General features: G+C 48.0%; 37 protein-coding genes (1 of these 37 only partly in view). 36 read left to right on the forward strand and 1 reads right to left on the reverse strand.

The genetic code is table 11. The features are described from left to right. Nucleotides 1-25 precede the first annotated feature (25 nt). The 33 genes from rplD to rpsI all read left to right on the forward strand — a co-directional run bounded on the left by rplD (nucleotide 26) and on the right by rpsI (nucleotide 17,747). Nucleotides 26-649, forward strand: coding sequence for a 50S ribosomal protein L4 (gene rplD, locus B0X71_RS00630; protein ID WP_077587648.1), 624 nt, complete (start codon nucleotides 26-28; stop codon nucleotides 647-649). Then, on the forward strand, nucleotides 649-933 hold the full coding sequence (rplW, locus tag B0X71_RS00635) for a 50S ribosomal protein L23 (RefSeq protein WP_077587649.1): 285 nt from the start codon (nucleotides 649-651) through the stop codon (nucleotides 931-933). The genes rplD and rplW overlap by 1 nt, the downstream gene beginning before the upstream one ends. A 43-nt stretch (nucleotides 934-976) precedes the next feature. Further along, a complete protein-coding gene (gene rplB / locus B0X71_RS00640) occupies nucleotides 977-1,807 on the forward strand; it encodes a 50S ribosomal protein L2 (RefSeq protein WP_077587650.1) in 831 nt (276 codons plus the stop codon). 60 nt (nucleotides 1,808-1,867) lie between these two features. Further along, nucleotides 1,868-2,146, forward strand: a complete 279-nt coding sequence (gene rpsS, locus B0X71_RS00645) for a 30S ribosomal protein S19 (RefSeq protein WP_077587651.1) — start codon at nucleotides 1,868-1,870, stop codon at nucleotides 2,144-2,146. A 19-nt stretch (nucleotides 2,147-2,165) separates the two neighbouring features. Beyond that, entirely contained in the window at nucleotides 2,166-2,510 is a 345-nt protein-coding gene (rplV, locus tag B0X71_RS00650; RefSeq protein ID WP_077587652.1) for a 50S ribosomal protein L22, read from the forward strand. 3 nt (nucleotides 2,511-2,513) lie between these two features. Further along, nucleotides 2,514-3,176 (forward strand): 30S ribosomal protein S3, encoded by a 663-nt coding sequence (rpsC, locus tag B0X71_RS00655; RefSeq protein WP_077587653.1) that lies wholly within the window; start codon nucleotides 2,514-2,516, stop codon nucleotides 3,174-3,176. 1 nt (nucleotide 3,177) lies between these two features. After that, entirely contained in the window at nucleotides 3,178-3,612 is a 435-nt protein-coding gene (gene rplP, locus B0X71_RS00660; RefSeq protein WP_077587654.1) for a 50S ribosomal protein L16, read from the forward strand. Continuing rightward, nucleotides 3,602-3,805 carry a 50S ribosomal protein L29 gene (rpmC, locus tag B0X71_RS00665; RefSeq protein ID WP_077587655.1) on the forward strand — a complete coding sequence of 68 codons (204 nt, stop codon included), beginning with the start codon at nucleotides 3,602-3,604 and terminating at the stop codon, nucleotides 3,803-3,805. Before rplP ends, rpmC begins: the two co-directional genes overlap by 11 nt. Nucleotides 3,806-3,826: 21 nt before the next feature. Continuing rightward, nucleotides 3,827-4,090, forward strand: a complete 264-nt coding sequence (gene rpsQ / locus B0X71_RS00670) for a 30S ribosomal protein S17 (RefSeq protein ID WP_077587656.1) — start codon at nucleotides 3,827-3,829, stop codon at nucleotides 4,088-4,090. A gap of 52 nt (nucleotides 4,091-4,142) precedes the next feature. Further along, nucleotides 4,143-4,511 (forward strand): 50S ribosomal protein L14, encoded by a 369-nt coding sequence (gene rplN, locus B0X71_RS00675; RefSeq protein ID WP_077587657.1) that lies wholly within the window; start codon nucleotides 4,143-4,145, stop codon nucleotides 4,509-4,511. 35 nt (nucleotides 4,512-4,546) lie between these two features. Continuing rightward, the gene (gene rplX / locus B0X71_RS00680) at nucleotides 4,547-4,858 is read left to right on the forward strand and encodes a 50S ribosomal protein L24 (RefSeq protein ID WP_077587658.1); all 312 of its coding nucleotides are present in this window, start codon (nucleotides 4,547-4,549) and stop codon (nucleotides 4,856-4,858) included. 26 nt (nucleotides 4,859-4,884) lie between these two features. Beyond that, entirely contained in the window at nucleotides 4,885-5,424 is a 540-nt protein-coding gene (gene rplE / locus B0X71_RS00685; RefSeq protein WP_077587659.1) for a 50S ribosomal protein L5, read from the forward strand. 19 nt (nucleotides 5,425-5,443) lie between these two features. Next, nucleotides 5,444-5,629 (forward strand): 30S ribosomal protein S14, encoded by a 186-nt coding sequence (gene rpsN / locus B0X71_RS00690; RefSeq protein WP_077587660.1) that lies wholly within the window; start codon nucleotides 5,444-5,446, stop codon nucleotides 5,627-5,629. A gap of 29 nt (nucleotides 5,630-5,658) precedes the next feature. Further along, the gene (rpsH, locus tag B0X71_RS00695) at nucleotides 5,659-6,057 is read left to right on the forward strand and encodes a 30S ribosomal protein S8 (RefSeq protein ID WP_077587661.1); all 399 of its coding nucleotides are present in this window, start codon (nucleotides 5,659-5,661) and stop codon (nucleotides 6,055-6,057) included. Nucleotides 6,058-6,087: 30 nt separating this feature from the next. Then, nucleotides 6,088-6,627: a 50S ribosomal protein L6 gene (rplF, locus tag B0X71_RS00700; RefSeq protein WP_077587662.1), complete on the forward strand. Its 540-nt coding sequence runs from the start codon at nucleotides 6,088-6,090 to the stop codon at nucleotides 6,625-6,627. 34 nt (nucleotides 6,628-6,661) lie between these two features. Further along, nucleotides 6,662-7,024, forward strand: a complete 363-nt coding sequence (rplR, locus tag B0X71_RS00705) for a 50S ribosomal protein L18 (protein WP_077587663.1) — start codon at nucleotides 6,662-6,664, stop codon at nucleotides 7,022-7,024. A gap of 21 nt (nucleotides 7,025-7,045) precedes the next feature. Then, complete coding sequence (gene rpsE, locus B0X71_RS00710) at nucleotides 7,046-7,546, forward strand: 30S ribosomal protein S5 (RefSeq protein ID WP_077587664.1); 501 nt, start codon at nucleotides 7,046-7,048, stop codon at nucleotides 7,544-7,546. A 14-nt stretch (nucleotides 7,547-7,560) separates the two neighbouring features. Next, nucleotides 7,561-7,743, forward strand: a complete 183-nt coding sequence (gene rpmD, locus B0X71_RS00715; protein ID WP_077587665.1) for a 50S ribosomal protein L30 — start codon at nucleotides 7,561-7,563, stop codon at nucleotides 7,741-7,743. A 32-nt stretch (nucleotides 7,744-7,775) separates the two neighbouring features. Further along, nucleotides 7,776-8,216 (forward strand): 50S ribosomal protein L15, encoded by a 441-nt coding sequence (gene rplO, locus B0X71_RS00720; RefSeq protein WP_077587666.1) that lies wholly within the window; start codon nucleotides 7,776-7,778, stop codon nucleotides 8,214-8,216. After that, nucleotides 8,216-9,511, forward strand: a complete 1,296-nt coding sequence (gene secY, locus B0X71_RS00725; protein WP_077587667.1) for a preprotein translocase subunit SecY — start codon at nucleotides 8,216-8,218, stop codon at nucleotides 9,509-9,511. The genes rplO and secY overlap by 1 nt, the downstream gene beginning before the upstream one ends. A gap of 64 nt (nucleotides 9,512-9,575) precedes the next feature. Next, complete coding sequence (locus B0X71_RS00730) at nucleotides 9,576-10,229, forward strand: adenylate kinase (RefSeq protein WP_077587668.1); 654 nt, start codon at nucleotides 9,576-9,578, stop codon at nucleotides 10,227-10,229. A gap of 294 nt (nucleotides 10,230-10,523) precedes the next feature. Beyond that, entirely contained in the window at nucleotides 10,524-10,742 is a 219-nt protein-coding gene (infA, locus tag B0X71_RS00735) for a translation initiation factor IF-1 (RefSeq protein WP_019244399.1), read from the forward strand. A gap of 37 nt (nucleotides 10,743-10,779) precedes the next feature. Further along, nucleotides 10,780-10,893 carry a 50S ribosomal protein L36 gene (gene rpmJ / locus B0X71_RS00740; protein WP_003247619.1) on the forward strand — a complete coding sequence of 38 codons (114 nt, stop codon included), beginning with the start codon at nucleotides 10,780-10,782 and terminating at the stop codon, nucleotides 10,891-10,893. A 24-nt stretch (nucleotides 10,894-10,917) separates the two neighbouring features. After that, nucleotides 10,918-11,283, forward strand: coding sequence for a 30S ribosomal protein S13 (rpsM, locus tag B0X71_RS00745; RefSeq protein WP_077587669.1), 366 nt, complete (start codon nucleotides 10,918-10,920; stop codon nucleotides 11,281-11,283). Nucleotides 11,284-11,308: 25 nt separating this feature from the next. Further along, nucleotides 11,309-11,698 (forward strand): 30S ribosomal protein S11, encoded by a 390-nt coding sequence (gene rpsK / locus B0X71_RS00750; RefSeq protein WP_077587670.1) that lies wholly within the window; start codon nucleotides 11,309-11,311, stop codon nucleotides 11,696-11,698. Between the two features lie 97 nt (nucleotides 11,699-11,795). After that, nucleotides 11,796-12,740 (forward strand): DNA-directed RNA polymerase subunit alpha, encoded by a 945-nt coding sequence (locus B0X71_RS00755; RefSeq protein ID WP_077587671.1) that lies wholly within the window; start codon nucleotides 11,796-11,798, stop codon nucleotides 12,738-12,740. Nucleotides 12,741-12,774: 34 nt separating this feature from the next. Continuing rightward, nucleotides 12,775-13,149 (forward strand): 50S ribosomal protein L17, encoded by a 375-nt coding sequence (gene rplQ, locus B0X71_RS00760; protein WP_077587672.1) that lies wholly within the window; start codon nucleotides 12,775-12,777, stop codon nucleotides 13,147-13,149. 290 nt (nucleotides 13,150-13,439) lie between these two features. Continuing rightward, the gene (locus B0X71_RS00765; RefSeq protein WP_077587673.1) at nucleotides 13,440-14,288 is read left to right on the forward strand and encodes an energy-coupling factor ABC transporter ATP-binding protein; all 849 of its coding nucleotides are present in this window, start codon (nucleotides 13,440-13,442) and stop codon (nucleotides 14,286-14,288) included. Continuing rightward, on the forward strand, nucleotides 14,264-15,136 hold the full coding sequence (locus tag B0X71_RS00770) for an energy-coupling factor ABC transporter ATP-binding protein (RefSeq protein ID WP_077587674.1): 873 nt from the start codon (nucleotides 14,264-14,266) through the stop codon (nucleotides 15,134-15,136). Before B0X71_RS00765 ends, B0X71_RS00770 begins: the two co-directional genes overlap by 25 nt. Further along, nucleotides 15,133-15,930, forward strand: a complete 798-nt coding sequence (locus B0X71_RS00775) for an energy-coupling factor transporter transmembrane component T family protein (RefSeq protein WP_077587675.1) — start codon at nucleotides 15,133-15,135, stop codon at nucleotides 15,928-15,930. The genes B0X71_RS00770 and B0X71_RS00775 overlap by 4 nt, the downstream gene beginning before the upstream one ends. Before the next feature lie 12 nt (nucleotides 15,931-15,942). Continuing rightward, a complete protein-coding gene (gene truA, locus B0X71_RS00780) occupies nucleotides 15,943-16,686 on the forward strand; it encodes a tRNA pseudouridine(38-40) synthase TruA (protein ID WP_077587676.1) in 744 nt (247 codons plus the stop codon). Nucleotides 16,687-16,888: 202 nt separating this feature from the next. Continuing rightward, nucleotides 16,889-17,326, forward strand: a complete 438-nt coding sequence (gene rplM / locus B0X71_RS00785; protein WP_077587677.1) for a 50S ribosomal protein L13 — start codon at nucleotides 16,889-16,891, stop codon at nucleotides 17,324-17,326. A 28-nt stretch (nucleotides 17,327-17,354) separates the two neighbouring features. Then, complete coding sequence (gene rpsI / locus B0X71_RS00790) at nucleotides 17,355-17,747, forward strand: 30S ribosomal protein S9 (RefSeq protein WP_077587678.1); 393 nt, start codon at nucleotides 17,355-17,357, stop codon at nucleotides 17,745-17,747. Nucleotides 17,748-17,850: 103 nt separating this feature from the next. Here rpsI and B0X71_RS00795 read toward each other — a convergent pair whose 3' ends face one another. After that, entirely contained in the window at nucleotides 17,851-18,357 is a 507-nt protein-coding gene (locus tag B0X71_RS00795; RefSeq protein WP_077587679.1) for a glycosyl-4,4'-diaponeurosporenoate acyltransferase CrtO family protein, read from the reverse strand. A 358-nt stretch (nucleotides 18,358-18,715) separates the two neighbouring features. Here B0X71_RS00795 and B0X71_RS00800 point away from each other — a divergent pair, with 358 nt between their 5' ends. The 3 genes from B0X71_RS00800 to B0X71_RS00810 form a co-directional block, all read left to right on the forward strand. Next, a complete protein-coding gene (locus B0X71_RS00800) occupies nucleotides 18,716-19,378 on the forward strand; it encodes a GNAT family N-acetyltransferase (protein ID WP_232336748.1) in 663 nt (220 codons plus the stop codon). 107 nt (nucleotides 19,379-19,485) lie between these two features. Next, nucleotides 19,486-20,544, forward strand: coding sequence for an Mrp/NBP35 family ATP-binding protein (locus B0X71_RS00805; RefSeq protein WP_077587680.1), 1,059 nt, complete (start codon nucleotides 19,486-19,488; stop codon nucleotides 20,542-20,544). A gap of 161 nt (nucleotides 20,545-20,705) precedes the next feature. Next, nucleotides 20,706-21,354, forward strand: partial view of a KinB-signaling pathway activation protein gene (locus B0X71_RS00810; protein WP_077587681.1) — the 5' portion only. 41 nt of this gene lie beyond the right edge of the window; the window shows 649 of its 690 coding nt (coding positions 1-649); its start codon is at nucleotides 20,706-20,708; its stop codon lies beyond the right edge, outside the window.

Raw genomic sequence — 21,354 nt, forward strand, 5'->3', positions numbered from 1 at the left:
GTACTAAAGGAAGGAGGAAACAGGAATGCCTAAATTATCTCTTTTAAACCAATCAGGTTCTCAGGTTGGCGATATCGAGCTCAGCGACTATGTATTCGGAATTGAACCGAACGAATCGGTACTGTTCGACGCAGTCGTTTCCCAGCGCGCATCGCTTCGCCAAGGAAACCATAAAGTAAAAAACCGTTCTGCGGTAGCGGGCGGTGGTAAAAAGCCATGGCGCCAGAAAGGCACAGGACGTGCCCGTCAAGGTTCCATCCGTTCACCACAGTGGCGCGGAGGCGGGGTCGTCTTCGGACCGACACCACGCAGCTACAGCTACAAACTCCCGAAAAAAGTTCGTCGTCTCGCGCTGCGTTCTGCACTATCATCTAAAGTGGCAGACAACAGCATGGTAGTTCTTGAAGGACTTGCGTTCGACGCACCGAAAACAAAGAATTTCGTACAGCTGACAAAAGATCTGTCAACTGCAAGAAAAACACTGTTTGTAACAGCTGATCTTGATGAGAACGTTGCACTTTCTGCACGTAATATCCAAGGAATCACTGTTTTGCCGGCAAGTGGCATTAACGTCCTGGATCTAGTGGGCCATGACCAAGTTGTCATCACTAGAGCAGCAGTAGAAAAAATTGAGGAGGTGCTTGGATAATGGAAGCACGTGACATTCTGAAGCGTCCGGTCATTACTGAGCGCTCTTCCGAACTGATGGCTGAGAAAAAGTACACATTCGATGTGGACACTCGGGCCAACAAAACACAAGTGAAAGATGCAGTCGAAGAAATCTTCGGTGTGGATGTTGAGAAAGTCAACATCATGAACTACAAAGGTAAGTTCAAGCGCATGGGACGTTTCGGCGGCTACACAAACAAACGCCGTAAAGCGATTGTGAAATTGACAGCCGACAGCAAAGACATCGAACTTTTTGAAGTGTAAATTCCTATAAAATAGGATCAATCAAACGAAGGAGGGAACAAACATGGCGATTAAAAAGTATAAACCTACCTCCAACGGCCGTCGTAACATGACAAGCTCTGATTTTGCGGAAATTACCACAAATCAGCCGGAGAAATCGCTTCTGCGTCCGGTTAAGCGCAAAGGTGGCCGTAACAACCAAGGTAAGTTGACTGTACGCCATCAAGGCGGCGGACACAAACGCCAATACCGTGTCATCGATTTCAAGCGTGATAAAGATGGCATTCCAGGACGCGTTGCTACGATCGAATACGATCCGAACCGTTCTGCTAACATTGCACTGATCCATTATGTAGACGGGGAAAAGCGTTATATCCTAGCACCGAAAGGTCTGACAGTCGGAACACAGATCATGTCTGGTCCGGATGCAGACATCAAGCCAGGGAACGCACTTCCGCTTTCGAACATTCCGATGGGTTCTACAATCCATAACATCGAACTGAAACCAGGTGCAGGCGGCCAGCTCGTCCGTTCAGCAGGAGCTTCAGCACAGGTTCTCGGTAAAGAAGGCAAGTACTATATCGTACGTCTTCAGTCCGGTGAGGTTCGCATGATTCTTGCAACTTGCCGCGCAACAATCGGTCAAGTTGGAAACGAACAGCACGAACTGATCAACATCGGTAAAGCAGGACGTTCACGTTGGTTAGGGAAACGCCCGACAGTCCGTGGTTCTGTTATGAACCCGAACGATCACCCGCACGGCGGTGGTGAAGGTAAAGCGCCAATCGGACGCAAGTCACCTATGTCTCCATGGGGCAAACCAACACTTGGTTACAAAACGCGTAAGAAGAAAAACCAATCCGATAAATTCATCGTACGTCGACGCAAAAAATAAAGAGATTACGCTGCGGTTCGCAGTCAGAACCGTGGTGCAATCACGAAGGGAGGATCCCAAATGGGTCGCAGCTTGAAAAAAGGACCTTTTGTCGATGACCATCTCATGAAGAAAGTCGAAGCACAAAAGGACAACGAGAAAAAACAAGTGATCAGAACATGGTCTCGCCGTTCCACTATCTTCCCGTCTTTCATCGGACAGACAATTGCGGTGTATGACGGACGCAAACACGTACCGGTTTATGTGACTGAAGACATGGTCGGACACAAACTTGGCGAATTCGCACCAACGCGCACATATAAAGGCCACGGTGCAGACGATAAGAAAACAAGACGTTAATTGAGAGGAGGTTTCCCCTATGCAAGAAGCAAAAGCTGTCGCTAGAACAGTACGTATTGCTCCTCGTAAAGTCCGCTTAGTAGTCGATTTAATTCGAGGCAAGCAAGTCGGCGAAGCTGTAGCGATTTTGAAGCATACACCAAAAGGAGCATCGCTCGTGGTGGAAAAGCTTCTGACTTCCGCAGCTGCTAACGCTGAACATAATTACGAAATGGACGTGAACAATCTTGTGGTAAGCAAGGTGTTCGTTGATGAAGGTCCAACACTGAAGCGTTTCCGTCCTCGTGCAATGGGGCGTGCGAGCGCAATCAACAAACGTACAAGCCACATCACAATCGTGGTATCTGAGAAGAAGGAGGGATAATTCGTGGGTCAAAAAGTACATCCTAATGGATTGCGTGTAGGCATCATCCGTGATTGGGAGTCAAAATGGTACGCTGAAAAGGACTATGCGACACTTCTTCACGAAGACTTGCGCATCCGTGAATATCTTGATAGCCGTCTGAAAGAAGCATCTGTTTCTAAAGTTGAAATCGAGCGCGCTGCTAACCGGGTTAACATTACAGTGCATACTGCGAAGCCAGGAATGGTCATTGGTAAAGGTGGTTCTGAAGTCGAAGCACTTCGTAAAGCACTGAACGCACTGTCCGGCAAACGCGTACACATCAATATTGTTGAAGTGAAAAAAGCTGATCTGGATGCGAAATTGGTTGCAGAAGGAATTGCTCGTCAACTGGAAAACCGAGTGTCTTTCCGCCGTGCCCAGAAGCAAGTTCTCCAGCGCACAATGCGTGCTGGTGCAAAAGGAATCAGAACACAAGTATCCGGCCGTCTTGGCGGTGCAGATATTGCTCGTGCTGAACACTACAGTGAAGGAACTGTTCCGCTCCATACACTACGCGCAGACATCGATTATGCGCATGCTGAAGCAGATACCACGTATGGTAAGCTTGGCGTAAAAGTATGGATCTACCGCGGTGAAGTCCTTCCGACTAAGAATAAGAAGAACTCTGAGGAAGGAGGCAAATAATATGTTGATGCCTAAACGCGTGAAACACCGTCGTGAGCACCGCGGAAAGATGCGCGGGGAAGCGAAAGGCGGCAAAGAAATTGCATTCGGCGAGTTCGGTCTGCAGGCAACTGAAGCTGCATGGATCACAAACCGCCAGATTGAATCTGCACGTATCGCGATGACACGTTACATGAAGCGTGGCGGTAAAGTCTGGATCAAAATTTTCCCGCATAAACCATATACGAAAAAGCCTCTTGAAGTCCGGATGGGTTCCGGTAAAGGTTCTCCTGAGGGCTGGGTAGCGGTTGTAAAGCCTGGTAAAGTAATGTTTGAAATTGCCGGTGTATCGGAAGAAGTAGCACGCGAAGCACTTCGTCTTGCTTCTCATAAACTTCCGATCAAGAGCAAATTCATAAAACGTGAAGAAATTGGTGGTGAATCGAATGAAAGCTAATGAAATCCGTGACTTGACCACTGCTGAAATCGAACAACAAGTGAAATCACTGAAAGAAGAGCTTTTTAACCTTCGCTTCCAATTAGCGACTGGCCAGTTAGAGAATACCGCTCGCATCCGCGAAGTCCGCAAAGCGATTGCGCGTATGAAAACTGTGATTCGTGAAAGAGAAATCAACGGCAACAACCGATAAAACGAGAGGAGGTTTGCGAGTATGACTGAGCGTAACAATCGCAAAGTTTACACAGGCCGCGTCGTATCAGACAAGATGGACAAAACCGTTACAGTAATGGTTGAAACACAAAAAAAGCACAAGCTCTACGGCAAGCGCCTAAAGTACTCAAAGAAATTCAAAGCTCATGATGAGCAAAATGAAGCGCGGGTAGGCGATGTTGTTCGCATCATGGAAACCCGTCCGCTGTCCGCTACAAAACGCTTCCGCCTAGTTGAAGTCGTGAAAAAAGCGGTTATTATCTAATCCAAATTAATCTATTTCGGAAACGAATTTTTTCCGGAGGGAGGTAACCTAGATGATTCAACAAGAGAGCCGTTTAAAAGTTGCAGATAACTCAGGCGCACGTGAAGTGCTGGCGATTAAAGTGCTAGGCGGATCCGGCCGTAAAACTGCGAATATTGGCGATGTAATCGTATGTACAGTGAAGAAAGCAACACCCGGTGGCGTTGTCAAAAAAGGTGATGTGGTGAAAGCTGTAATCGTACGGACGAAAAGTGGTGCCCGCCGCAAGGATGGCACGTACATCAAATTCGATGAAAATGCTTGTGTGATTATCCGTGAAGATAAAGGACCGCGCGGAACTCGTATTTTTGGACCTGTGGCACGCGAACTTCGTGACAACAACTTCATGAAAATCGTTTCACTTGCTCCTGAAGTTCTTTAATAAATCCCAGTGCCATATCAAGGAGGTGCGACAGAATGAACGTTAAAAAAGGCGATAAAGTAATGGTGATTACAGGCAAGGATAAAGGGAAGACCGGTGAGGTTCTGACTGCTTATCCGAAAAATGACCGTGTCATCGTTGAAGGTGTCAACATCATCAAAAAGCACACGAAACCGAATCAGGCAAACCCACAGGGCGGAATCGTCAACCGGGAAGCATCGATTCACGTTTCAAATGTAATGGTAGTTGACCCGAAATCCGGCGAGCCGACTCGCGTAGGATATAAAGTGGAAGACGGCAAAAAAGTTCGTGTTGCAAAAAAATCCGGAACTGTTCTGGATAAATAATTTTCTGAGTGAAGGGAGGTACACACATGAACCGCCTAAAAGATAAGTACATCAATGAGATCACACCTGCTCTCATGGATAAATTCAATTATGAGTCTGTCATGCAGGCACCAAAAGTTGACAAGATTGTCATCAACATGGGTGTCGGTGAAGCAGTTCAAAATACAAAAGCACTGGATACTGCAGTAGAAGAGCTGCAGACAATCGCTGGTCAGAAGCCGGTAGTAACGAAAGCGAAGAAATCAATCGCTGGTTTCCGCTTGCGTGAAGGCATGCCGATTGGAGCGAAAGTCACACTGCGTGGTGAACGCATGTATGAATTCCTCGACAAACTGATTGCTGTTGCACTTCCGCGTGTGCGTGACTTCCGTGGCGTATCGAAAAAATCTTTCGACGGACGCGGCAACTACACGCTCGGCGTAAAAGAGCAACTCATCTTCCCTGAAATCAACTATGATAAAGTATCGAAAGTACGCGGAATGGATATCGTAATTGTTACGACAGCGAACACGGACGAAGAAGCCCGCGAACTGCTGACACAATTCGGAATGCCATTCCAAAAGTAAACTAAAGGGAGGCGTAAACGTGGCTAAAAAATCGATGATCGTGAAACAGCAGCGCCCGCAGAAGTTTAAAGTGCAGGAGTACACTCGCTGTGAACGTTGTGGACGTCCGCATTCAGTAATACGCAAATTTAAACTTTGCCGTATTTGTTTCCGTGAACTTGCATACAAGGGACAAATTCCTGGCGTTAAAAAAGCCAGCTGGTAATCCCCTATACTGGGAAGGAGGTAAATGTAATGACAATGACTGATCCGATTGCAGATATGCTGACACGCATCCGCAACGCCAACATGGTTCGTCACGAGAAATTGGAGCTTCCTGCTTCAAACCTGAAAAAAGATATCGCTGAAATCCTGAAGCGTGAAGGTTTCGTCCGTGATGTTGAATATGTTGAAGATGACAAGCAAGGTATGATCCGTATCTTCCTGAAGTACGGTTCAAATAACGAACGCGTTATTACTGGTTTGAAGCGGATTTCGAAGCCTGGACTTCGTGTATACGCAAAAACAAATGAAGTACCCCGTGTCCTGAATGGTCTCGGTATTGCACTAGTATCAACATCCCAAGGTCTGCTTACAGATAAAGAAGCCCGCGCACAGAAAGTCGGCGGCGAAATCATAGCATACGTTTGGTAAGAAACGACAAACGAACGGAGGTGTAACAGAATGTCACGTGTAGGTAAAAAACCAATCACGGTTCCTGAAGGCGTTACAGTGCAAATTGCAGAAGGCAATGCGGTAACGGTCAAAGGACCTAAAGGCGAATTGACTCGCACATTTAATACAGATATCAAAATCGAACAAGAAGATAACGTCATTACACTGACACGTCCTTCAGAATCAAAAGAACACCGCACAATCCATGGAACAACCCGCGCATTGCTTGCGAACATGGTTGAAGGTGTAGCAGTAGGATTCGAACGTGCGCTTGAACTTGTGGGTGTCGGTTATCGTGCGCAGCTCCAAGGCAAGAAATTGGTACTGAACGTCGGTTATTCACATCCGGTTGAATTCACACCGGAAGAAGGACTTGATATTGAAGTGCCGGCAAACACGCGTGTAATTGTAAGAGGCATTGATAAAGAACGTGTCGGTGCACTTACATCCAACATCCGTGCTGTACGTCCGCCAGAGCCGTACAAAGGCAAAGGTATTCGTTACGAAGGCGAACGTGTACGCCGTAAAGAAGGTAAAACAGGTAAATAATGCCGCTTAGGCAAGCTGAAAGGAGTGACCCTCAGTGATTACGAAACAAGATAAAAATGCAACGCGTAAAAAGCGCCACGCCCGTGTCCGTACAAAGATCACAGGAACTGCTGAACGTCCTCGTCTGAACGTGTTCCGTTCTAACAAGCACATCTATGCACAGCTGATCGACGATACACGCGGCGTAACGCTTGTGAGCGCTTCGACACTTGATAAAGCATTCGAAGGCGATTCAAACGGCAACACAGAAGCAGCTGTAAAAGTCGGCGAGACAATTGCGAAACGCGCTTCTGAGCAAGGGCTGAAGTCAGTTGTATTCGACCGCGGAGGCTATTTGTATCACGGCCGTGTGAAAGCTTTAGCAGAAGCAGCACGCGAAAATGGACTGGAATTTTAAAAAGAAGGAGGGACTCATTTCATGCGTCGTAATGACCCAAGAGATCAAGAATTTGAAGAGCGCGTAGTCACGATCAACCGTGTCGCGAAAGTTGTGAAAGGCGGACGCCGTTTCCGTTTCTCTGCACTGGTTGTCGTAGGCGATAAAAATGGCCGTGTAGGTTTTGGAACCGGAAAAGCACAGGAAGTACCGGAAGCAATCCGCAAAGCGGTTGAAGATGCGAAAAAACATCTGGTGGAAGTGCCAATGGTTAGAGGAACGACTCCACACGAAGTGGTCGGTCATTTCGGAGCCGGCAGAATCTTGATTAAGCCTGCTTCGCCAGGTACCGGTGTTATCGCAGGCGGCCCTGTCCGTGCGGTACTCGAACTTGCAGGAGTTACAGACATCCTGTCAAAATCACTCGGTTCCAACACACCGATCAACATGGTCCGCGCTACAATGGACGGACTGCAGCAGCTGAAACGCGCTGAAGAAGTCGCAAAACTGCGCGGCAAATCAGTGGAAGAACTGTTAGGATAAGGAGGGAAATCACAATGGCGACTACACTGGAAGTTACCCTCACAAAAAGCGTGATCGGTTCAAAACCGGCACAGCGCAAAACAATCGAAGCACTTGGTTTGCGTAAGATGCATCAGACAGTTGAGCACAACGATAACCCGGCAATCCGCGGAATGATCGAAAAAGTTGCTCACCTTGTCACTGTTAAAGAAGTTTAATCGATATTTTTCGAAAAGGAGGTGCCAACTCTATGAAACTGCATGAATTAAAACCGGCTGAAGGTTCCCGTGGTGTGCGTAAGCGCGTGGGCCGTGGTATTGGATCAGGTACCGGCAAAACAGCAGGTAAAGGCCATAAAGGTCAGAAAGCACGTTCAGGCGGAGGTGTTCGTCCTGGTTTCGAAGGCGGTCAGAACCCATTGTTCCGTCGTCTGCCGAAGCGCGGATTTACAAACGTCAACCGTAAAGAATATGCTGTTGTGAACCTTGAGACGCTGAACCGCTTTGATGAAGGTACAGAAGTAACGCCTGAACTCCTGATTGAATCAGGTGTCGTGAGCAATGCAAAAGCCGGAATTAAAATTCTGGGCAATGGCAATCTGGAAAAGAAACTGACAGTCCGTGCTCATAAGTTCTCCGGATCTGCTAAAGAAGCAATTGAAGCTGCCGGCGGCCAAGCCGAGGTGGTTTAATGTTTCAGACAATCTCCAATTTTATGCGTGTGCGTGATATTCGAAATAAAATTATTTTCACTTTGCTGATGCTCATCATTTTCCGGATCGGGACATTCATCCCGGTTCCGAATGTTGATGCAGAAGTGCTGCAGGCAACTGATCAGGCGAGCCTGATCGGATTCCTGAACACTTTCGGCGGGGGGGCACTCCTCAACTTCTCTATACTAGCGATGGGGATCATGCCGTATATCACCGCCTCAATCATTGTCCAGCTCTTGCAGATGGACGTGGTTCCGAAATTTACGGAATGGGCAAAACAAGGGGAAGTCGGAAGACGGAAACTTGCTCAGTTCACCCGTTATTTCACCATCATTCTTGCTTTCTTGCAGGCAATGGGGATGTCCTATGGATTCAACCGTCTGTATGGAGGCACGCTCATCCAGGATGACAATATCCTGACATATGTAGTAATTGCGCTCGTTCTGACTGCAGGCACTGCATTTCTGATGTGGCTCGGAGAGCAGATCACAGCGAAAGGTGTAGGTAATGGAATTTCCATTATTATCTTCGCCGGTCTCGTTGCTGCTGTTCCGAATGCTGTTAACCAATTATATGCCCAATTGATCGAAGGAGCAGAAGATCAGCTTGTCATCAACCTTGCTATTCTGGTGCTGCTGGCACTCGCGGTTATCGCGATTACCGTGTTTATCATTTATGTGCAGCAGGCGCTCCGTAAAATTCCGATTCAATATGCAAAACGTGTAGCCGGACGCGGTCAAACGACTGGCGGACAAGCCACACACCTGCCTTTGAAAGTAAACGCGGCCGGAGTTATCCCGGTGATCTTCGCGGTGGCTTTCATCATTACACCGCAGACGATCGCTACTTTCTTCGGGTCCAACACGTTCACCGATGCCATTCAGCGCACATTTGACTACACGCAGCCTGTTGGTATGCTGATCTATGTGGCACTAATCATCGCATTCACGTATTTCTATGCGTTTATCCAGGTGAATCCTGAAAACGTAGCAGATAACCTGAAGAAACAGGGAGCTTATATCCCGGGAATCCGTCCGGGTAAAAATACGCAAGATTATTTAACTAGTGTTCTTTACCGACTGACGTTCGTCGGCGCCCTCTTCCTCGCAGTTATCTCTGTCATGCCGATTTTCTTCATTAATTTTCTGGGACTTCCCCAGTCAGCGCAAATTGGCGGAACAGGGCTTCTGATTGCAGTCGGGGTCGCACTCGAGACCATGAAACAACTCGAGTCGCAGCTGGTGAAACGTCATTATAAAGGCTTTATGAAATAATTCAGTGGACAGGGCGGCGCAGCGGCGCCCCTTGTTCAATTGTTCTGAGGGGGCACACTACCGTATGAATATCGTATTAATGGGTCTACCTGGTGCCGGCAAAGGTACACAGGCTGATAAAATCATTGAGAAGTACGACATCCCTCATATTTCAACAGGCGATATGTTCCGGGCCGCGATGAAAGAGGAGACGGAACTTGGCTTGAAAGCAAAATCGTTTATGGATAAAGGTGAACTGGTTCCGGATGAAGTGACAATCGGCATTGTCCGCGAACGTCTGAGTAAACCGGATTGCAAGGAAGGTTTCCTTTTGGATGGCTTTCCACGCACTGTTCCTCAAGCTGAAGCGCTGGAGGCTCTTCTTGCTGATATGGGAAGAAGAGTCGAGCATGTTGTAAATATTCAAGTTGATCGGGATGAATTGGTTACCCGCCTGACAGGCCGCCGGATTTGTCAGCTATGTGGTGCCACATACCATGTTGTATTCAACCCGCCGAAAGTGGAAGGCGTATGTGACCGGGATGGCGGCTCGCTGTATCAGCGGGAAGATGATAATCCGGAAACGGTAACCAACCGTCTCGAAGTGAACATCCAGCAGACACAGCCGTTGCTTGATTTCTATGCAAGTAAAGGTGTGCTGGCGAATATCAATGGACAGCAGGACATTAAGGAAGTATTTGCTGACATCGATGCTCTTTTCACAAACGGCAAAGACTGACTCAAAACTGCCGGGCGCAGCGTGAGCCATTGCAGCCGTTTGCGGGAGCATCGGAACAAATTATTCTGAGAGCTGCAAAACAAAGGTGTGCCCGGTAGATGAGACCAGTGCTGTTTGAAGCTGCCTGCCGTGCCTGAGCCGTGCATTTTAGGACTTGGACAGGTATAATGGGTTTCGCGGAAGCATCTGTGTAACAGGTTTGGAACTCATCCAAATTGCATGTTATGCTAGTCAATCAGCAAATACCGTTTGAAGATGAGAACCTGATTTGTATACAGAAGGGAGACTGGGTCGATGGCGAAAGATGATGTAATCGAAATCGAAGGGACAGTGACTGAAACACTGCCCAATGCGATGTTCAAAGTGGAGCTGGAAAATGGCCATACAATTCTTGCGCACGTTTCCGGTAAAATCCGCATGCACTTTATCCGGATACTGCCGGGAGATAAAGTGACAGTGGAACTTTCCCCTTATGATCTGACACGCGGCCGCATCACATACCGTTTTAAATAATCTTTTGCACTCCGGACTATTAAGGAGGTTGGGTTAGATGAAAGTGAGACCATCGGTTAAGCCAATCTGCGAAAAATGTAAAGTTATTCGCAGACGCGGCAAAGTAATGGTAATCTGTGAAAATCCGAAACACAAACAAAGACAAGGCTAAACTTGAAGGAGGTGCATGATACACATGGCACGTATTGCTGGTGTTGATATTCCGCGCGACAAACGCGTTGTGATTTCATTAACTTATATTTATGGAGTAGGTAAAACTACTGCAAAAAAAGTTCTTGCTGCTGCTGGTGTTTCTGAAGATACGCGTGTACGCGATCTGACGGACAACGAGTTGGACAGCATCCGTGAACAATTGGATCAGTACAGAATCGAAGGCGATCTCCGCCGTGAAGTGTCAATGAACATCAAACGTCTGATGGAAATTGCAAGCTTCCGTGGAATCCGCCACCGTCGCGGGTTGCCTGTGCGCGGTCAGAACACGAAAAATAATGCCCGTACACGTAAAGGTCCTCGTAAAACTGTAGCAAACAAGAAAAAATAATCAGTAAGGGAGGTTTCATCCTAGTATGGCACGTAGACAACAAACTCGTAAGCGCCGTGTGAAAAAGAATATCGAGTCCGGTATTGCTCACATCCGCTCTACTTTCAACAATACAATTGTTACGATCACTGATATGCAGGGGAATGCACTTTCTTGGTCCAGTGCTGGAGCTCTCGGATTCCGCGGATCCCGTAAATCCACTCCATTTGCTGCCCAGATGGCTGCTGAAACAGCTGCAAAGACATCCATGGAGCATGGTCTTAAGACTCTTGAAGTAACGGTAAAAGGACCGGGTTCTGGCCGTGAAGCAGCAATTCGTGCACTTCAGGCTGCCGGACTTGAAGTAACGGCGATCAAAGACGTTACACCTGTCCCGCACAACGGATGCCGTCCGCCGAAACGCCGCCGCGTATAATCGTTTGTCGGGATCGGATTGCAGATCGCTTATCAGTCAGCTCCGAGAAGTCTTGAGAAACGAAAATACCCCGACGTTTTGAAGGAGGATAAACTGAATGCTCGAAATCGAAAAACCAAAGATTGAAACGGTTGAAACCAGTGACGATGCGAAGTTCGGCAAATTCGTTGTCGAGCCGCTGGAGCGCGGATACGGTACGACATTAGGAAACTCCTTACGTCGGATTCTGTTGTCGTCTCTGCCTGGTGCTGCTGTCACATCTATTCAGATTGAAGGTGTGCTTCATGAATTCTCTGCCATTGAAGGGGTAGAAGAAGACGTGGCTTCCATCATTTTGAACGTGAAGCAACTGGCACTGAAAATTTACTCTGACGAAGAAAAAGTCATTGAAATTGACGTGAAAGGTGACGGAACGGTAACTGCAGCAGACATCACACATGACAGTGACGTTGAAATCCTGAATCCGGATTTGTATATTGCGACGCTTGCCAAAAATGGTCATATGCGTATGCGGATGTATGCGAATCGAGGGCGCGGATATGCCCGTCCTGATCAGAATAAACGGGAAGATCTTCCGATTGGCGTTATTCCGATCGACTCTATTTACACACCGGTTTCACGCGTCAATTTCCAAGTGGAGAATACACGCGTAGGCCAACTGGCCAATTATGATAAATTGACTTTCGATGTATGGACAGATGGCAGCATCGGTCCGAAAGATGCAATTGCGCTTGGCGCGAAAATTCTAACAGAACACTTGAATGTCTTCGTAGGGCTTACAGACCAGGCGCAGACGGCTGAAATCATGGTTGAAAAAGAAGAAGACCAAAAAGAGAAAGTGCTTGAGATGACCATCGAAGAGCTCGATCTATCGGTCCGTTCTTATAACTGCTTGAAGCGTGCCGGCATTAATACAGTGCATGAGCTTGCAAACAAGTCAGAAGAAGACATGATGAAAGTTCGTAACCTCGGACGCAAGTCGCTTGAAGAAGTGAAAGTGAAACTTGAAGATTTAGGTCTTGGGCTGCGTAAGGAAGACTAAGCGCCGGAGACATTTATAAAGGAGGGAAACTTCGATGAGAAAGCTTGGACGCACAAGTTCTCAGCGGAAGGCACTTTTGCGTGACCTAACGACTGACTTGATCGTACATGAACGCATTCAGACAACGGAAGCCCGTGCAAAAGAACTGCGCTCAACTGTTGAAAAAATGATTACACTTGGTAAGCGCGGGGACCTGCATGCACGCCGCCAGGCAGCAGCATACATTCGCCGTGAGACTGTAACAGCAACAGACGAAGCTGGCGAAGAGACAACTGTTTTCGCATTGCAGAAACTGTTTAACGACGTGGCACCACGCTATGCAGACCGCCAAGGCGGATACACGCGGATCCTGAAACTGGGTCAGCGCCGCGGCGACGGAGCACCTGTAGTCATTATTGAATTAGTTTAAACAGCAGGGAGAAGTAGGCAGGAATCGGCTGGTCCGATATGCCTCCCTCCCTCTTTTCAAATCAGTATTTATACGACGATAGGAAAAGCTGAGCGTTATGATGAACGAGTCTTATTAAAAGGCGGCGTTTCGTCTAGCTCTACGCACCCCATTCACTGTCCGGCTTAAGCAACCGGATTAGCCATAGAGAAAAAGCGCATTTCGTGAATGGGGTGCGCGCTTTTTTTATTTATTTTTACATAATAAGCAGAGGTTGAGCAGAGCAGAGGCGAAACAGGAGGCGAGCAGAGATGAAAACGGAAGCATTGTCATTCACTGATGTGACATTTACATATAACCCCGAAAGTGAAGCGGGGATGCCTGCATTGCAAGGTGTATCGTTTTCTGTATTCAGCGGTGAATGGATTGCAATTGTGGGTCATAATGGTTCAGGGAAGTCAACGGCCGCTAAACTGATGAACGGGCTGCTGTTCCCGCAGGAAGGGATTGTCCGTATTTTAGGAGATTCACTTTCTGAAACCAACCTATGGGATAAGCGATCAAAAATGGGAATGGTTTTTCAGAATCCCGATAATCAGTTCGTCGGTGCAACAGTACAGGATGATGTGGCTTTTGCACTTGAAAACAACGGAGTCCCGCATGCGGAAATGGTAGAGCGGGTGCAGGCTGCTTTGCAGCAAGTCAACATGGCGGCGTATGTTAATCATGAACCGCATCATCTGTCGGGCGGTCAAAAGCAACGGGTCGCGATTGCCGGCGCTCTGGCTTTAAAACCGCAATTGCTGATTCTGGATGAGGCGACTTCCATGCTTGATCCGCAGGGGCGTCAGGAAGTCATCAGGACAATCCGGGAATTGCGGAAAACCGAGCCGGTAACAGTGCTGTCGATTACACACGATTTGGAAGAAGCGGCGTTGGCCGACCGGATTCTTGTACTGAATGCCGGTAGAAAGTATAAGGAAGGCTCGCCGGAAGAGATTTTTTCTCACGGCAGTCAATTAGAGGAACTAGGGCTGGATTTACCTTTCACTATGCGGATGTCGCATTTACTTCGTGCCTCAGGTATAAAAATCCAGGAAGAACACATGTCAGAGCAGGAGCTGGTTGAAGAGTTATGGATATCTTACTGCAAAACGTAGCGTACAGTTATGCAAAAGATACGCCTTTTGAAAAGCAGGCACTTTCAAATGTGACCCTTCATATTCCTTCCGGCTCTTATACGGCAATCATCGGCCATACCGGTTCCGGTAAATCTACCGTGCTGCAGCATTTGAATGCCTTGCTGCGACCGACAGCAGGTCAGGTGAAGATCGGTGATCGGGTCATCAGTGCAGGCACGAAAGCGAAAAACCTGCGGGATGTCCGGCGACGGGTCGGGATTGTATTCCAGTTTCCTGAGCAGCAGCTTTTTGAAGAAACGGTTTTAAAAGACATTATGTTCGGCCCCATGAATTATGGTGTGCCGGAAGAAGAAGCCAGACAGCGGGCGATCCGTCTGGTACAACAGCTGGGATTGCCGGAAGATACACTCGCTAAGTCACCTTTCGACCTCTCAGGGGGTCAGATGCGCCGCGTTGCAATTGCAGGCGTACTGGCGATGGAGCCGGAAGTGCTGGTCCTGGATGAGCCGACAGCCGGTCTGGACCCAAGGGGACGCGAGGAAATTATGGACCTGTTCTATCGGCTTCACCAGGAAAGCGGATTGACGACCGTCCTGGTGACACATAGTATGGAAGATGCCGCCCGTTATGCAGACCAGGTAGCTGTAATGCATAACGGACAATGTGTGATGACGGGGCTGCCGGAAGAAGTGTTCACCGCTGAGGAACAGCTGGCCTCGTTCCAATTGGAACCGCCGCGCACTATCCGGCTGCAGCGTTCATTCGAACGACGGACGGGCCATCGGTTGAACGCTGTCTGCCTGACAGAGGAAGTGCTGGCGAAAGAAATTGCCCATGCCCTGCTGGACGGGAGGGGATCGGCATGATGGAAAAGATGATTTTCGGTCGCTTCATACCTGGTGATTCACTGGTTCACCGGCTGGATCCGCGGGCGAAAATCCTGTTTGTGTTTGTGTTCATTGCTATTGTCTTCATTGCAAATAATACATTGACATACGCGGTACTGCTTGGCTTCACGTTCCTGGTAATTATGCTGTCGAAAATCCGGCTGTATTTTCTCATTAACGGATTAAGACCTGTAATGCTGCTGCTCGTTTTTACGTTTTTGTTGCATATCTTTTTCACGCAAGAAGGTGATTTGCTGCTGGACTTCGGCTTTATTGAAATCTACGAAGAAGGACTCCGGCAAGGAATTTTCATCGCTATCCGGTTTTTAGTGCTTGTGTTCATGACCAGTATTCTGACGCTCACCACATCACCGATCTCCATAACGGATGGTACGGAGATTCTATTAAACCCATTTAAGCGCTTTAAACTGCCCGTGCATGAGCTAGCTTTAATGATGTCCATTTCGCTCCGGTTCATTCCTACGCTGATGGATGAAACCGGCAAAATTCTGAAGGCCCAGACAGCGAGGGGCTCCGACATCAGTTCCGGTCCATTGAAAGAGCGGCTGCGGGCTGTCACGCCATTGCTGATTCCGCTGTTTGTCAGTGCGTTCAAACGGGCAGAGGACCTCGCAACAGCGATGGAAGTCCGCGGCTATCGCGGCGGAGAGGGACGGACACGCTACCGGCAGCTTGAATGGCATGCCCGTGATTCAGTCAGTCTGCTATTACTCGCTTTGCTGGCAGTTGTCTTGTGGTATTTTCGGTCGTAAGGAGTGGATGATATGAAGCGGATTAAAGCGGTGATTGCCTATGACGGAAGCGGCTTTTCGGGCTTTCAAGTGCAGCCGAACAAACGGACGGTTCAAGCGGTGTTAATTCAGGCGCTCGGCAAAATGCATAAGCAGACAGAATTCAAAGTGACAGCGAGTGGCCGGACGGATGCAAAAGTGCATGCACTCGGCCAAGTCATTCATTTTGATACTTGGCTCGCGATTCCGATTGCGCGTTGGCCGATCGCTATCAATAGTTTGCTGCCGGCAGATATCCGGGTATTGACTGCCGAAGAAGCGGCGGACGATTTTCATGCCCGTTTTTCTGCTGCCGGTAAGACATACCGTTACAAGTGGAAAATCAGCAACATAATCAGCCCATTTACCCGCAATTTCTGTACACATTTGCCGATAAAACCGGATGTTGAAGCAATGCGGAGGGCGGCTCGTGCGTTCCCGGGCACTCATGATTTTTCAAGTTTTTGTTCGGCCAATACACCCGTCATTGATAAAGTGCGAACTGTCTATCAGCTGGAGCTTGAAGATCGTGGAGATGAGATTCATCTCGTGATCAGCGGATCCGGTTTTCTTTATAATATGGTCCGGATTATCGCGGGAACGTTATTGGAAATCGGTATGGGTATCCGCTCACCGGAAGAAGCTGCTAAGATCATTGCCGCACAAGACCGGGATAGAGCCGGAAAAACAGCACCGCCGCAAGGTTTATACTTGGAAAAAGTCGACTACGGAAGCTGAAACAACTTTTCCAGGTGTTTTTAGTAAAATGCTTGACTTTATTGAGTTTCCGTTATACGATGATATATGGTATTTTTATACCCATCCACGATGAGCCCCGGAAACTTATCAGCGATTGGGTCACTGAAAAAGGAACATTGCTTAGCACGATTTAGTGCAGATTTTTGAATTTAGAGAGACGATTATTAGGAGGATTATATACATGCGTACAACATTCATGGCTAAAGGTCACGAAGTCGATCGCAAATGGTACGTAGTAGACGCTGAAGGACAAACGCTCGGCCGTTTGGCTTCTGAAGTCGCTGCAATCCTGCGCGGCAAAAACAAACCGACATTCACACCGAATGTGGACACTGGCGATCACGTTATCATCATCAATGCGGATAAAATCGAACTGACAGGCAAGAAACTGACAGACAAGATCTACTACCGTCACTCTCAGTTCCCAGGCGGACTGAAACAGCGTACAGCACTTGAAATGCGCACAAAATACCCGACGCAAATGCTTGAACTTGCAATCAAAGGCATGCTTCCGAAGAATTCACTCGGACGTCAGACGTTCAAGAAACTGCACGTATATGCAGGTTCTGAACATAAGCATCAGGCTCAGCAGCCGGAAGTATACGAACTTCGCGGATAATCATTTAAACTAAGAGGAGGATAAACCTTTGGCACAAGTACAATATATCGGCACAGGCCGTCGTAAAAGCTCCGTTGCCCGCGTACGTCTCGTACCTGGCGATGGCACAATCACAATCAACAACCGGAGTGTAGAAGACTACATTCCGTTCGCAGCACTTCGTGAAGTGATCAAGCAGCCGCTTGCAACTACTGAAACTCTCGGCAGCTATGACATCAACGTAAACGTAGACGGCGGCGGTTATACAGGTCAGGCAGGCGCAATCCGTCACGGAATCGCACGTGCGCTTCTGCAGGTAGATCCGGATTTCCGTCCGGCACTGAAATCTGCGGGTCTTCTGACACGTGACCCACGAATGAAAGAACGTAAGAAATACGGTCTTAAAGCAGCACGTCGTGCACCACAGTTCTCAAAGCGTTAATTTCAATATGTTTAACCCCTTCCCGAGGAACCGGGAAGGGGTTTTCTTGTTCTATGGAAACAGTCCAATTGCATTTTTACAGCGGGAAGGATTTGCAGCCAGCTCAGCTGGAACTTTTCGGCTTCACGTCTGTTATTCGATCAGCCAGCCGCTGCAAACGAGGCCGATTATAACGCTGGATAAGAATGAATGGAATGTTTACGGCTAGTGCATAAATCACCATAATCCAGCCCGCCCAAATTGGATTCCACAGAAAAAATATCAGGCTTGGCGGGATCAGCAGCCAATGCGTCCATTCAGCACGCCGCGATTCGACAATAAACTGGTTCAAGTACATTTCCGAGCTCGCAGAAAGCCGCTTTTTCTGAAAACCTTTGCGGAAAATACTGCTGCCGTCTGGAAGCCTGTCTTTCCAATGTTTGATTCCGAATATTTGCTGCCAAATCTCACCCTCCTGCTCCCAATGATGGATGCGGGTAACGGCAGTATCATAGGTGAACCGGTCAGCCGGGAGAGAAAGAAGGGCGGTGGAAATCCCCAAGTGAAGCAGTGTCCACGCTGCAATATCGATAGTGAGGATCCAGATAAATGAAAATTCTATGATAGGCATGTAGCCTGCCTCCTTTTAAGGGGAATGTTGCGTTTTCTTCAAATACCGCATTTTCAGGTGTGCTATGGATATGCTTGGCATAAGGTCGAACGATGGAGCAGAAAAGCTGCAGTGAACACAGGAAACAGCATCATTCATTGTCGGGGGCAGCATTCTTTAGTGAGGCGCTTGCAGTTGTGGCAGCTGGCAAGAAAGTATCCATTATTTATAGTTAGTATACGGTACCAGGGGCAGGCCTGCCAGAAGGACAGAGAAGCAGGGGCGGAAGGAATCACCTAAAGGCATTCTTCATTGAAAAGATGAAGAAGCTCTGACAAGATGGTAGCAAGAACTATTTACTTCAGTGGAGGTGCAGGCCGTGTATCGGAGTGAACGTTACGTCTTTGATGGCAGCCGGAATATCCCGGTTGTTATCCGAAATTATACAGAACAGGACTTTGAAGATATGATCCGCATTCAGCGGGAGTGTTTTCCGCCGCCGTTTCCACAGGAATTGCTGTGGAATGAAGAACAGCTGAAGAACCATGTAACACTGTTTCCTGAAGGTGCGTTGTGCGCGGAAGTGGATGGCCGTCTCGCCGGGTCGGTGACAGGGTTGCGAGTCAACTTCGATCCGAGTCATCCCGATCATACGTGGGAAGAGATTACAGATGATGGGTACATCCGCAATCACAATCCACAGGGGAATACATTGTATATCGTCGACATCAGTGTATCTCCTGCCTATCGGAAACTGGGGCTTGGCAAATTATTGATGCAGGCAATGTATCACACGATTGTTGAACTGAAACTCAAACAACTGCTCGGCGGCGGGAGGATGCCGGGGTATCATGAGAAAGCGGAAGAGATGTCAGTGGAGGAATATGTCCTGCAAGTAACGGCGGGAGAACTGCATGACCCGGTCATCTCTTTTCTTTTGAGCTGTGGACGGATGCCGCTGCACATTGTCAGCAATTACCTTGATGATGAGGAATCAAAGAATTATGGCGTTTTGATGGAATGGAAAAATCCTTTCCGCTGAAGTTGACCTTAAGTTTGAGAACAGAATAGAAGCAAAGCGCAAGTCTGCTAAACGAAAACCGGGTATGCTATACTTGGATGGGGAAAAACAGAGAAGGAGTGCGTGAGATGTTGACTGAACAACAAGTACAGGAATTGCTCGCCGGCCTGCAAGATCCATTTTTAAAACGGTCTTTTGCAGAGACGGACGGCATTGTATCAATACGTGTCAAAGAAGAAAAAAAGCATGTCAGTGTTAAGCTGGCGATCGCTAAAACGAATACACCTGAACAAATGCAGCTGCAGATGGCAGTGGTGGATACACTAAAAGAAGCAGGTGCTGAATCGGTAGGTATCCGCTTTGAGGAACTGCCACCGGAAAAACTGGCTGCATTCCGCGGAAAAGCGACAGAATCTGAAGCACAGGATCTGCTGTCACCGCTCAATAAAGTACAATTCATCTCAATCGCGAGCGGAAAAGGCGGGGTAGGGAAGTCCACAGTATCCGTCAACCTGGCGATTGCGTTGGCGCGTCTCGGCAAGAAAGTTGGATTGATTGATGCCGATATTTATGGATTCAGTGTCCCTGATATGATGGGAATCGATAAATCACCGGTGGTTCGCGGCAATACAATTATTCCGGTAGAGCGGTTTGGTGTCAAAGTCATTTCAATGGGCTTCTTTGTAGAAGAAAATACGCCGGTTGTGTGGCGAGGGCCGATGCTCGGCAAAGTACTCGATCAGTTCTTCCGCGATGTAGAATGGGGCGATCTTGATTACCTGCTGCTGGATCTGCCGCCGGGAACAGGAGACGTCGCATTGGATATTCATCAGATGCTGCCAGCTTCCAAGGAAATCATTGTAACAACACCGCATCCGACAGCTGCCTTCGTCGCAGCCCGTGCAGGTGCAATGGCACTCCAGACCGATCATGAAGTGCTGGGAGTCATTGAAAATATGTCATGGTTTGAAAGCAAGGAAAGCGGCAAGCGGGAATTCGTTTTCGGACAAGGCGGCGGTCCAAAACTATCAGAAGAGCTTCGTGCTCCGCTGCTGGGCCAAGTGCCGCTCGGACAGCCTGACTGGGATGAGAAAGATTTTGCGCCGTCAGTTTATGCTGAAGATCACCCGACAGGCAAGATTTATGGGGAAATCGCTCAGCAAATTATGAAGCAAGCTGATAAGTAACCAAGATGCCCGGGAAATCTGTCAATCAGATGCCCGGGCATTGTGCTGTTTCGGCAACATCCAGCTTTCATTGATTGTTCACAGAAAGGCGATGGGTCGCATGGTTTTTTCAGGGCTTGCTTGTTAGAATAAAGACAGTCAATAAAATCGGAGGCAGAATCGTGACTATACGAAATTGGTTCAAGTTTTTTATAAAGGCGCTGCTGATTGGCGGAATCATAACAGGATTCGTCGGTCTGGTAATCCGCTGGGAAGATGCCTTTGCGCCGTACTTTCAGCAAGGTGAATGGGGAGAATTTCTTGCTGCGTTTGTCTGGATGGTCATTGTCGGCTTTACAATGAGTGTTGTCAGTCAGATGGGCTTCTTTGCCTACCTAACCGTGCATCAGTTTGGTGTTGGGATTTTCCGGACATTGCGGTTGTGGAACTGGGTACAGGTTTTAATTATCGCAATTGTTATTTTTGATTTGATTTTTTTCCGGTTTGTGTCCTATGCAGAAACTGCCGGACAGCAACTTTTATATATGGGGCTCTTAGCGGTGTTAGTAGTAACAGCAGTTGCTGTTGCTTATTTGAAAGCGAAGTGGACAAAAAAGAATGCTTTCATTTCCGCTCTCTTCTTCATGATTGTGGTGACTACACTCGAGTGGCTTCCAGCTCTTATGGTGCGCTCGGAAAATATCGACAGCTGGGTAGCGCTTTTGCTGTTTCCGCTTCTTGCAGTAAATGCATTCCAGCTTCTAATGCTTCCAAAATACAATGCGCAGTCAGATGTTGATCGTGAACGGCTTGAACAAAGAAAAGCAGCGA

The organism is Planococcus lenghuensis (assembly GCF_001999905.1).
Lineage (GTDB): Bacteria > Bacillota > Bacilli > Bacillales_A > Planococcaceae > Indiicoccus > Indiicoccus lenghuensis.

Coding starts and splice junctions, on each gene's coding strand:
- rpmD (WP_077587665.1), top strand. CDS start 7,561: ATGGCGACTACACTGGAAGTTACCCTCACAAAAAGCGTGATCGGTTCA.
- rplX (WP_077587658.1), top strand. CDS start 4,547: ATGAACGTTAAAAAAGGCGATAAAGTAATGGTGATTACAGGCAAGGAT.
- rplB (WP_077587650.1), top strand. CDS start 977: ATGGCGATTAAAAAGTATAAACCTACCTCCAACGGCCGTCGTAACATG.
- B0X71_RS00805 (WP_077587680.1), top strand. CDS start 19,486: ATGTTGACTGAACAACAAGTACAGGAATTGCTCGCCGGCCTGCAAGAT.
- rpmJ (WP_003247619.1), top strand. CDS start 10,780: ATGAAAGTGAGACCATCGGTTAAGCCAATCTGCGAAAAATGTAAAGTT.
- B0X71_RS00730 (WP_077587668.1), top strand. CDS start 9,576: ATGAATATCGTATTAATGGGTCTACCTGGTGCCGGCAAAGGTACACAG.
- secY (WP_077587667.1), top strand. CDS start 8,216: ATGTTTCAGACAATCTCCAATTTTATGCGTGTGCGTGATATTCGAAAT.
- infA (WP_019244399.1), top strand. CDS start 10,524: ATGGCGAAAGATGATGTAATCGAAATCGAAGGGACAGTGACTGAAACA.
- B0X71_RS00795 (WP_077587679.1), bottom strand. CDS start 18,357: ATGCCTATCATAGAATTTTCATTTATCTGGATCCTCACTATCGATATT.
- rpmC (WP_077587655.1), top strand. CDS start 3,602: ATGAAAGCTAATGAAATCCGTGACTTGACCACTGCTGAAATCGAACAA.
- rplO (WP_077587666.1), top strand. CDS start 7,776: ATGAAACTGCATGAATTAAAACCGGCTGAAGGTTCCCGTGGTGTGCGT.
- B0X71_RS00775 (WP_077587675.1), top strand. CDS start 15,133: ATGATGGAAAAGATGATTTTCGGTCGCTTCATACCTGGTGATTCACTG.
- rplE (WP_077587659.1), top strand. CDS start 4,885: ATGAACCGCCTAAAAGATAAGTACATCAATGAGATCACACCTGCTCTC.
- rplQ (WP_077587672.1), top strand. CDS start 12,775: ATGAGAAAGCTTGGACGCACAAGTTCTCAGCGGAAGGCACTTTTGCGT.
- rpsQ (WP_077587656.1), top strand. CDS start 3,827: ATGACTGAGCGTAACAATCGCAAAGTTTACACAGGCCGCGTCGTATCA.
- rplF (WP_077587662.1), top strand. CDS start 6,088: ATGTCACGTGTAGGTAAAAAACCAATCACGGTTCCTGAAGGCGTTACA.
- rpsK (WP_077587670.1), top strand. CDS start 11,309: ATGGCACGTAGACAACAAACTCGTAAGCGCCGTGTGAAAAAGAATATC.
- rpsS (WP_077587651.1), top strand. CDS start 1,868: ATGGGTCGCAGCTTGAAAAAAGGACCTTTTGTCGATGACCATCTCATG.
- B0X71_RS00755 (WP_077587671.1), top strand. CDS start 11,796: ATGCTCGAAATCGAAAAACCAAAGATTGAAACGGTTGAAACCAGTGAC.
- B0X71_RS00770 (WP_077587674.1), top strand. CDS start 14,264: ATGGATATCTTACTGCAAAACGTAGCGTACAGTTATGCAAAAGATACG.
- B0X71_RS00765 (WP_077587673.1), top strand. CDS start 13,440: ATGAAAACGGAAGCATTGTCATTCACTGATGTGACATTTACATATAAC.
- rplD (WP_077587648.1), top strand. CDS start 26: ATGCCTAAATTATCTCTTTTAAACCAATCAGGTTCTCAGGTTGGCGAT.
- truA (WP_077587676.1), top strand. CDS start 15,943: ATGAAGCGGATTAAAGCGGTGATTGCCTATGACGGAAGCGGCTTTTCG.
- rplN (WP_077587657.1), top strand. CDS start 4,143: ATGATTCAACAAGAGAGCCGTTTAAAAGTTGCAGATAACTCAGGCGCA.
- rplW (WP_077587649.1), top strand. CDS start 649: ATGGAAGCACGTGACATTCTGAAGCGTCCGGTCATTACTGAGCGCTCT.
- rplM (WP_077587677.1), top strand. CDS start 16,889: ATGCGTACAACATTCATGGCTAAAGGTCACGAAGTCGATCGCAAATGG.
- rpsM (WP_077587669.1), top strand. CDS start 10,918: ATGGCACGTATTGCTGGTGTTGATATTCCGCGCGACAAACGCGTTGTG.
- rpsE (WP_077587664.1), top strand. CDS start 7,046: ATGCGTCGTAATGACCCAAGAGATCAAGAATTTGAAGAGCGCGTAGTC.
- rpsH (WP_077587661.1), top strand. CDS start 5,659: ATGACAATGACTGATCCGATTGCAGATATGCTGACACGCATCCGCAAC.
- rplP (WP_077587654.1), top strand. CDS start 3,178: ATGTTGATGCCTAAACGCGTGAAACACCGTCGTGAGCACCGCGGAAAG.
- rplV (WP_077587652.1), top strand. CDS start 2,166: ATGCAAGAAGCAAAAGCTGTCGCTAGAACAGTACGTATTGCTCCTCGT.